The 9,008-nt window shown below is 66.4% G+C and carries 9 protein-coding genes; 6 read left to right on the top strand and 3 right to left on the bottom strand.

The features are described from left to right. Window positions 1-815 precede the first annotated feature (815 nt). Window positions 816-2,009 (bottom strand): IS256 family transposase, encoded by a 1,194-nt coding sequence (locus D3273_RS26370; protein ID WP_129229937.1) that lies wholly within the window; start codon window positions 2,007-2,009, stop codon window positions 816-818. Window positions 2,010-2,418: 409 nt separating this feature from the next. On the opposite strand from D3273_RS26370, the gene D3273_RS26375 reads away from it, so the two are divergent. Then, a complete protein-coding gene (locus D3273_RS26375) occupies window positions 2,419-3,060 on the top strand; it encodes a DUF47 domain-containing protein (RefSeq protein ID WP_129229938.1) in 642 nt (213 codons plus the stop codon). A gap of 13 nt (window positions 3,061-3,073) precedes the next feature. Further along, a complete protein-coding gene (locus D3273_RS26380; protein WP_129229939.1) occupies window positions 3,074-4,081 on the top strand; it encodes an inorganic phosphate transporter in 1,008 nt (335 codons plus the stop codon). A gap of 18 nt (window positions 4,082-4,099) precedes the next feature. On the opposite strand, the gene D3273_RS26385 is transcribed toward D3273_RS26380, so the two are convergent. Further along, entirely contained in the window at window positions 4,100-5,149 is a 1,050-nt protein-coding gene (locus D3273_RS26385) for a LysR substrate-binding domain-containing protein (protein ID WP_245501407.1), read from the bottom strand. Here D3273_RS26385 and D3273_RS26390 point away from each other — a divergent pair. Both D3273_RS26390 and D3273_RS26395 read left to right on the top strand, forming a co-directional pair. Next, complete coding sequence (locus D3273_RS26390) at window positions 5,142-6,398, top strand: MFS transporter (RefSeq protein WP_245501406.1); 1,257 nt, start codon at window positions 5,142-5,144, stop codon at window positions 6,396-6,398. The two genes, D3273_RS26385 and D3273_RS26390, sit on opposite strands and share 8 nt — an antisense overlap. Before the next feature lie 24 nt (window positions 6,399-6,422). Beyond that, window positions 6,423-6,848: a GFA family protein gene (locus tag D3273_RS26395; protein WP_129229941.1), complete on the top strand. Its 426-nt coding sequence runs from the start codon at window positions 6,423-6,425 to the stop codon at window positions 6,846-6,848. A gap of 63 nt (window positions 6,849-6,911) precedes the next feature. Here the strand turns inward: D3273_RS26395 and D3273_RS26400 are convergent, their stop codons facing one another. Continuing rightward, complete coding sequence (locus D3273_RS26400; protein ID WP_129229942.1) at window positions 6,912-7,592, bottom strand: MgtC/SapB family protein; 681 nt, start codon at window positions 7,590-7,592, stop codon at window positions 6,912-6,914. Window positions 7,593-7,655: 63 nt separating this feature from the next. On the opposite strand from D3273_RS26400, the gene D3273_RS26405 reads away from it, so the two are divergent. Together D3273_RS26405 and D3273_RS26410 are read left to right on the top strand one after the other, a co-directional pair. Then, window positions 7,656-8,135 (top strand): NUDIX hydrolase, encoded by a 480-nt coding sequence (locus D3273_RS26405; RefSeq protein ID WP_207210914.1) that lies wholly within the window; start codon window positions 7,656-7,658, stop codon window positions 8,133-8,135. A gap of 140 nt (window positions 8,136-8,275) precedes the next feature. Further along, a complete protein-coding gene (locus tag D3273_RS26410; protein WP_129229943.1) occupies window positions 8,276-8,539 on the top strand; it encodes a PepSY domain-containing protein in 264 nt (87 codons plus the stop codon). Window positions 8,540-9,008 lie beyond the last annotated feature (469 nt).

Raw genomic sequence — 9,008 nt, forward strand, 5'->3', positions numbered from 1 at the left:
TCGCCGACACCAAGGCAGTGAGATCCATCACGACCCGCCAATGGGCGGTGTGTCAACAATTCTGACGTTTGGTATAAGTCGCGGAATGAGCCCCGCCACGGGGCGTCCGAATTGCTCGACTTCACGGCCGTCCGGCGGTCCTGGAGCAGCAGATCCACATGCGTGAGATCGTGCTCCGCCGAGAGGTGTTCCCCATCGTCGAGCAGCACCGGGCGTTGGCGGACGTTGCTCGGCGGCGCTCCTCCGCCGTGTCCTCGTCACACCCTAGCGATCCGGGCGAAAAAGGTCGGAAAGGGTCGTGGGGTCCCGCCTATATCAAGGGGGGAAAGAAAAAGAAGGGACGAGCGACAAGCCTCCCGCCGGCCCCAGGGAGGGGAACCGGAGAACCCCCAGCGCACTGCGCTGCCGTCGCCGGCCCCGCCGAGGGGAGCGGGGACCGACCGCGGAGACTACCTGCCCACCCGGGACGCTGGCCCTACCCTTGGCGCGCGCCCACTGGAGGTGGGTCTGCCTCGACGCTAAGCGCCCTTCAGGAACGGACGGGAGACCTCGAAGTGGAGAACTATGCCCCGTCACCGTCGCGGCTTCGTCCTGGGCTCCGGTACCATCGCGCAACATCGGCCGGAGGGGGCAAGGTCAGGGGTGGCTTAACCAGCGATACCTACTTGTGCGAGGGACTGCTGTCGACCCAATGTTGCCGTCCCAGAGGCACGTCAGCACACTCGAAAGCGGACGGTCGCCAATCCCGCGCGACGATCACGTCCGTCAAGGTGGTGGAGAATCGTTGGGTGTTCACCGCGGCCTCCTGACGGGCGTCAGGCTGCGATGTGGGTCAAGGCCGTCGGCTCATCGGTGCGGCCGGCCATGGTTTCCAGCGTCATGTAGCGGTGCTGGAGCTGCCACTCGTCGTTCTGTTCGAGCAGGATCGCACCGACCAATCTTTTGATCGAGTCCTCGTTGGGGAAGATGCCGACGACGTCGGCGCGGCGCTTCACCTCCTTGTTCAGCCGTTCGATCGGGTTGGTCGAATGGAGCTTCGGCCAGTGCGACTTGGGAAACGCCATGAAGGCGATGACGTCGGCTTCGGCCTCGTCCATCAGCTCCGCCAGCTTGCGGATGCGGGGCCGCAGCTGGTCGGCGACCTTGCGCCAGGTCTGCGACGCAGCAGCTTGGTCGGCCTGCATGAACACAGTCCTGATGGCGGCGGCCACCATCTGATGCTCGGGCTTCGACACGTAGGCCAAGGCATTCCTCATGAAATGAACACGACATCTTTGCCACGTTGCTCTGAAGACCTGAGCGATGGCGGCCTTCAAACCTTCGTGGGCGTCCGAGATGACGAGCCTGACGCCCTTCAGCCCGCGTTTCTCCAACCCGCGCAGGAACCCGAGCCAGAACACGGCGGCCTCCGACGGGCCGAGGCCGAGGCCCAGGATCTCGCGCCGGCCGTCGGTGTTGACGCCCGTGGCGATTATCGCCGCCACCGACACGATGCGCCCGTTCTCGCGCACCTTCAGGTAGGTCGCGTCGAGCCACAGGTAGGTCCAGTCCCCCTCGATCGGCCGCTCCAGAAAGGAATTCACCCGGACATCGATGCCCTTGCACAGCTCCGATACCTGGCTCTTCGAGATCCCGCTCATCCCCATCGCCTGCACGAGATCGTCCACCTTGCGGGTCGACACGCCCTGGATCCAGGCCTCCTGGATCACCGCCACCAAGGCCTGTTCGGTCGTCCGGCGCGGCTCAAGGAAACCGGGGAAGTACGAACCCTTCCGCAGCTTCGGGATCTTCAGATCCAGCGTCCCCAGCCGCGTGTCGAAGGCACGGTGGCGATACCCGTTGCGCTGCGTCGTGCGCTCCTCGCTCCGCTCGTAGTGGCCCGCGCCGATCTGCCCTTCCACGTCGTAGGCCATCAGCCGCCCCAGCACCTCCTCGGCCAGATCCTTCATGAAGTCGCCCCCGCCGCGCTTCAGAAGCGCGTCCAACAGTGGCATGGTGTCGTCGGTCATCGTGCTCTCCGGTTCGTGTCGCGTGTCAGCAACCCGACCCTACCAAGGGGCACGGTGATCACCCAGGAGGGCGCCGGGCTCCGCCATGTGCGGAGCTCCGCCCACCGCCCTCGACTTCCAAAACTCCACCACCTCCGTGGACGCTACCCGCGCGACGGAATGATGCGGCCGTTCTGGTGCATAAACTCGTCGTTTGACAAGACGTCTCTCGGTCGCCTCAGGCGCGGACCATAGAAAGGCTCAGGAGCCTTGAGAGAAGGCATTGGTCGTCATCCGGAACCCGGTCATCCCTAAGATGTGACGGGGGCTCCCCTCGTGACGTGTGCAGATCCGGTAGGGGAGCGAGGCTGCCCGATACCAACCCAGCCAAACTGCATGGTACGAAGCCCTGCTGCGGAGAGGACCGATCATGCTGAGCTGGTTTCGGGCGCTGATGCCCAAGGAAGATCGCTTCTTCGGCCTCTTCGATCGTCATGCGGCCACGCTGGTCGACGGCGCCCGGGCGCTCGTTGGCCTGCTCGAGGGCGGAGAGGCCGTGCCCCGCTGTGCGCGATTGATCGCACAGCACGAGGAGGCAGCCGACGAGATCACCCGCGAGTCCTTGAGCGCCGTGCGGCGAACCTTCATCACACCGTTCGATCGCAGCGACATTCAAGACCTCGTCACGACGCTCGACGATACCATCGATCAGATGCAGAAGACGGCCAAGGCGGCCCAGCTGTTCGAGGTCTCCGCCTTCGAGCCGCCGATGCGCGAGATGGGCCGGATCATTCTCGAGGCTGCCACCCTGACCCACGAGGCCGTGCCGCTGTTGCGCGCCATCGGCCAGAACGCCACGCGGCTCAACGCTTTGACCGAACAGGTCATCCAGCTCGAGGGGCGGGCTGACGACGTCCACAACCAGGGGGTCAAGGCCCTCTATCAGGCCTCGCGCTCCGACCCGATGGCTTTCATCGTGGGCTCGGAGATCTACGACCATCTCGAGAAGGTCATGGATCGGTTCGAGGACGTGGCGAACCGGATCAGCAGCATCCTCGTCGAGCACCTGTGATCGGGAGTGCATCGTGGAACTCCTGAGCGCAACTCCCTTCGTCCTGGTGCTGGTCGCCACAGCCCTGGTGTTCGATTTCCTCAATGGCCTCCACGACTCGGCCAACTCCATCGCCACCATCGTGTCGACGCGGGTGCTGCCACCCCGCTACGCCGTCCTCTGGGCCGCCTTCTTCAACTTCGTCGCTTTCCTGGTGTTCGGGTTGCACGTCGCCGGTACCGTCGGCTCCGGCATCGTCGGGGTCGACATCATCGATGACCGCGTGGTCTTCGCTGCGCTGGGCGGCGCCATCGTCTGGAACCTCGCGACCTGGTGGCTCGGCATCCCATCGAGCAGTTCGCACGCCCTGATCGGAGGCCTTCTCGGCGCAGGGATCGCCAAAGCCGGCCTCGCAGCGGTGGTTTTGGGCGGCGTTCTCGCCACCACGGCCGCCATCGTCATTTCCCCAGCGCTGGGCTTCTTCCTCGCGCTTCTCCTTGTGCTCGCAGTGTCGTGGACCTTCGTGCGCTCCACCCCGCACCGGGTCGATCGCCTGTTCCGCGGCCTCCAGTTCGTCTCGGCCTCGGCCTACTCGCTCGGGCACGGCGGCAACGACGCGCAGAAGACGATGGGCGTCATCACGGTCCTGCTCTACTCGCACGGACTGCTCCAGGGCGGCTTTCACGTTCCGCTCTGGGTCGTGCTCTCGTGCCAGAGCGCGATGGCGCTGGGCACACTCATGGGCGGTTGGCGCATCGTCCACACCATGGGATCAAAAATCACCCGCCTCACGCCGATGCAGGGGTTCTGTGCCGAGACGGGCGGCGCCATCACCCTGTTCCTCGCGACCTGGCTCGGCATCCCGGTCTCGACCACGCATACGATCACGGGGGCCATCGTCGGGGTCGGCGCCGCCCGCCGGGTCTCGGCCGTGCGCTGGAACGTCGCCCAGAGCATCGTCATCGCCTGGGTGGTGACGATGCCGGTTGCGGGGCTCGTCGCAGCCGGCCTCTACGCGGCCTCGGCCCTGCTGCCGAACTGACACTCCCCCTGGCCAACCTCAGTGACGGGGTTGGGGTGACGCAGGCGGCAGTTGGTCGGGCGACGACGCGACCGACGAACCCTTGTCGAACGCCGCGATCCACCGGCATACCGACAGGCTTGCGGTGCGGACGGGGCTCGTGACCGGGACGTAGGCGAAGTAGCTGCGGGCGGGCAGGCTCAGGGTAGGAAAGGGGGCTATGAGCCGCTCGAGCCGAAGGTCGTCCTCGATCAGGGTCGCGGGCCCCATCGCCACCCCCATGCCGTTGATCGCCGCCTGAATAGCCAGGTAGAAGTGGTCGAGCGTGAGCGTCGAGGCCGGAACGAGGGTGCCGTGGTCGGCCATGACCAGCCAGTCTCGCCAAAGGCGGGGCATGCTGCCCACATCGATGAGGGTATGACGCTCGAGATCCTCGACACAGTCGAGCGGCAGGGTGGCGGTCAGCTCAGGACTGCAGACCGGCAGCCGCCGCTCGGGCAGCAGATGATAGGCCTCGAAGCCGTGGAACGTGTCGGGTCCGCCGCGGATCACCAGGTCGTAGTCCCCCGCGAGGGCATCGATCGGCTCATTCCCGGTCGTCAGTCGGAGGTCGATCTCAGGGTGGGCTTCCCGTAGCAGGGTCAGCTTCGGCATGAGCCAGCGCAGACTGAACGTCGCGAGTGCATTCACTCGAAGCATGGTCGCCGAGGTCTTTGCTGGCTGACCATGCCTGACGGCAGCGGCGGCAATCTGCTCGAGCGCCGGTCCGATCTCGGCGAAGAGGGCGGCGCCCTCCGCGGTCAGCATCACACCATGGCTGAGACGGCGGAACAGCGTGGGGCGTCCAAGCCAGTCCTCGAGCAGGCGAACCTGCCGACTGATCGCCCCATGGGTGACGCCGAGTTCAACCGCAGCTTCCTTGAAGCTGGAACGTCGCGCGGCCGCCTCGAAAGCACGCACGGCGTTCAAGGGTGGGAGCGGCAGGTTCTTCGATGGGGCGCGAGTCATGTGAGATTTGCTGACATGAAATATCGTAAGAAGTCGTTTGCGGGCTTCGATGGGGACGCTCAGACTATGTGGCGTGAGCATTTCAGCCAAGCCAGCATCCCCGGTCTCCCCAAACCTTCCGTCCGTCGCGACCGCTGGGCCGGCGCCGCACGCGCGCCGAACGCTCGCGCTGGCGGGCCTCGCCCATGCACTCCACGATGGCTACACCGACGCGATCTACGTGCTCCTGCCGGTCTGGCGCATGGAGTTCGGGCTCGACTTCGTGGCGCTCGCACTGTTGCGTGGCATCTATGCGGGGACGCTGGCCGCCTTCCAGCTGCCGGCGACCAGGTTGTCCGACCGGTACGGCGGGCGACGGCTGTTGATCTTGGGAACGGTGGTCGCGGCCGGCGGATACGCGATGGCCGGACTCGCCGACGGCCTGCTGGCCCTCTACGGGGCGCTTGCCATCTCGGGAATCGGATCGAGCGTGCAGCACCCCATCGCCTCGGGCGCGGTCTCGCGGGCCTATGGCGAGAATGCGAGGGGGCCACTCGGAACCTACAACTTCGCGGGCGACCTCGGCAAGGCTGCGATCCCCGCCGCCCTGTCCTTCGGCCTGTCCCTCGCACCCTGGCGATCCTCGCTCTGGGTAATGTCGGTGCTGGGCATCGCCGTCGCGGGCGTGCTCGCCTTCGGCTTTCCGCCGATCGCGTCAGCCCAGGCGAGACGGTCCGAGTCCGACGCGGGCACAGGCAACGACGACCGGGGCGGCTTCGCCCTCCTGTTCGGTATAGGCATGCTCGACACGGGCGTCCGCATGGGCCTGCTGACCTTCCTGCCGTTCCTCCTGCAGGCGAAGGGGGCCACGCAGCCCGTCATCGGCACCGCATTGGCGCTGGTGTTCCTGGGCGGCGCGGCCGGCAAGTTCTCCTGCGGCTGGCTCGGCCAGCGCTGGGGCGTGGTCGGCATCACACTGATCACCGAAGGCGCGACTGCTCTGCTCATCGCCGCCACCGTGGTGCTGCCGCTGGTGCCGCTGATGGTCGTCCTGCCCCTGCTCGGCGTCATGCTCAACGGCACCTCGTCGGTGCTCTACGGCACGGTCCCGGAACTCTCGCCGGCCGAGCGGACCGAGCTGGCCTTCGCGCTGTTCTACACGGGTGTCATCGGGTCGGGGGCGCTGTCGCCGCTCCTGTTCGGCCTGCTCGGCGACCAGGCCGGGCCGGTCGTGGCGACGCTCGCCACCGCTGGCACGGCCGTGGCGATCTTGCCGCTGGCCGTCGCGCTCGGCCGCAAGCTCGCCAGGCCGCAGCAGCGGATCGGAGCCGCGAGCCCGGACGAGGCGTGAGGTGGTTGAGGAAGGCACAGGCGAATGGAAACGATCAAGGATATCCGAACCGGCCGGTGCCACTGCGGCACGGTGCGCTTCGAGGCCACCCTCGGCGAGGGCTTCGCCTCGATCCGCCGCTGCACCTGTTCCTACTGCCGCATGCGCGGCGCCGTCGTCGCCATGGCGGAGATGGGCGGGGTCGATATCCTCGAGGGTGAGGACGCACTGACGACCTACCGCTTCCACACCGGCGCGGCGCGGCACTTCTTCTGTTCCCGCTGCGGCATCTACACCCACCACCAGCGGCGATCCGATCCGAACCTCTATGCGGTGAACGTGGCCTGCCTCGAGGGGGTGAGCCCGTTCGACTTCGCCGACGTGCCCGTCATGGACGGTATCAACCACGCGAACGACACCGGCAGCCCGACGCGCCGTGCGGGCACGCTGCGTTTCATCCCCTGGACGTGACGCCACGATCCAGCGATGGGGCGACTGGCGACGCTCCCGGCCGGAGCCAAGGATCTGCTCGCCTCAGCTGACGTCCGGACCTTCGACCTGTGTCACACCGGGCATCGCCTTCAGCTTGGCGGCGATCTCCTGGAGGGCTGCCTCGCTCAGGCGCACGAACGAGATCTCGGCCTCGTCCAGGTCCTCGGTCCCGGTCTGCTTCAGGACGAACTGCTGGATGCGACGGGCATAGGGGCCCGAAGCCTGCCGCAGCATCTCGATCGAGAACTCACCGCGCCTGGCGAGCAGGGTAATGGTTCGGGTCTGGATGCGGCGGCGGTAGCGTTCTTCGATGGGCTTCACCCCGGCCAGGACCGCCAGGATGATGATGGTGCCGACGAGGGCGGCGAGGTAGAGCCCGCTGCCGGAGGCCAGTCCGACTCCGGCGACCGCCCAGAGGCTGGCGGCGGTCGTCAGGCCTTTGACGGCCTCGCCGCGGAACAGGATGGTTCCGGCGCCGAGGAAGCCCACGCCGGACACGACCTGCGCGGCGATACGCGACGGGTCGAGCACGACGTTCTTCTGCCCCAAGACGTCCTGAAACCCGTAGGCTGAGACGATGATGATCAGGCACGAGCCGACGCAGACGAGCATGTGGGTACGGAGGCCGGCGGCCCACAGCAGGCGCTCGCGCTCGAAACCGATGGCGCCACCCAGCACCGCGGCGCAGAGTAGGCGTGCGATCATTTCCCAGTTCGCCAGCATGTTCGCCCCTCCATCCGTCCTGTGACCTCGCCTCACGACTCTATCCGGAAAAAGGCGGAGCCGATGCCTGATAACCCGAACAACCCCCGCAAGCAGGTCGCTGCCCTGCCGGTCCGGTTCGACGCGGAGGGGCATCTCCACGTCCTGCTTATCACGTCACGCGGGACCCAGCGGTTCATCATTCCCAAGGGCTGGCCCATGAAGGGCAAGAAGGATCACCGGGCCGCCGCCATCGAGGCGCAGCAGGAGGCCGGCATCATCGGCCGCGTGCACAAGAAGCCGGTCGGCGTCTACACGTACTGGAAGCGCCGTGACGATCACTTCGACTTCTGCCGGGTGAAGGTTTATCCGCTCGAGTTTCGGCATCAACTCCCGGACTGGCGCGAGAAGGGCCAGAGGCGCGGTGCCTGGCTGCTGCCCGACGAGGCCGCCGACCTCGTCGATGATCCGGGCCTCGTCGACATCATCCGCAACCTGCCTCGTGAGCGGCCGCCCGAAGGCAGACGACGGCGGAAGAAGGCCGGCGCCTCGATTCCAAGCTGAAGGCGACCAGGCCTCCCGGTGCCAGATCGTGACCAGGGGTGCTTCCGCCGACCGATCGGTGGCGCCTCGGCAACCTCACGAGACCCCTTTGGAAACGAACGACCACCTCCAGATTGTCCATGCGTCAACTGGAGGCAACCATGAACCGTATCGCTATCGCCATGGCCTTTGCTGGCCTACTGACCGTAGCAGCTCCGGCCGCCTGGGCTGACCAGCCCGGAGCCGACTGGACGCCCGCAGCCCAGGTCAAGGAGAAGCTGATGGGCATGGGCTATACCAGCATCATCTCGTTCGAGGCCGACGACGGCCACTGGGAAGGCGAGGGCATGAAGAACGGCAACAAGATGCAGTTCCACGCCGATCCGAAGACCGGCGCGATCATGTCCGAAAAGCCGGATCACTGAGGTTCCGAGGCAATGGACGTGACTCAGGCGCTCCAGTCGGTGCCGCCTGGGTTGTCCGCTCTCGACGCGCAGAGACATTCCGCGACCGGCTGGAGTCGACCCAAGGACGTCGTAGGGCACCATCAAAGGAATGCTCCAAACCGGACGTTCGCTGATGCAGCAGCTAAGAAATGTTGCGTCGGCACGCCCGCGGACCTTGCTCGACCCTACGAGAAAGCGCAGCAGGATTGCATGGGTCTACCCCGCATTCCTGCTTGGACGGACGCATGGTCCGCGCCGGAGAACGGTGGCTTTTTGTCGTTGCCCCCCCCCCCAAGACGTAGCGCTGCTGCCGACGGATCCGTCAAATTAGTATCGATGATGCGCTGCAAAGCGTGTAGAACGGCCGCCTGCGCCAGCCTAGCATAGCAGTCACTCGGATCGGCCCGTCGAAGGCCGCACGTCGGACCCGTCCGGCGACGCACAGCAC

Source organism: Lichenibacterium minor (genome assembly GCF_004137685.1).
Taxonomy (GTDB): domain Bacteria; phylum Pseudomonadota; class Alphaproteobacteria; order Rhizobiales; family Beijerinckiaceae; genus Lichenihabitans; species Lichenihabitans minor.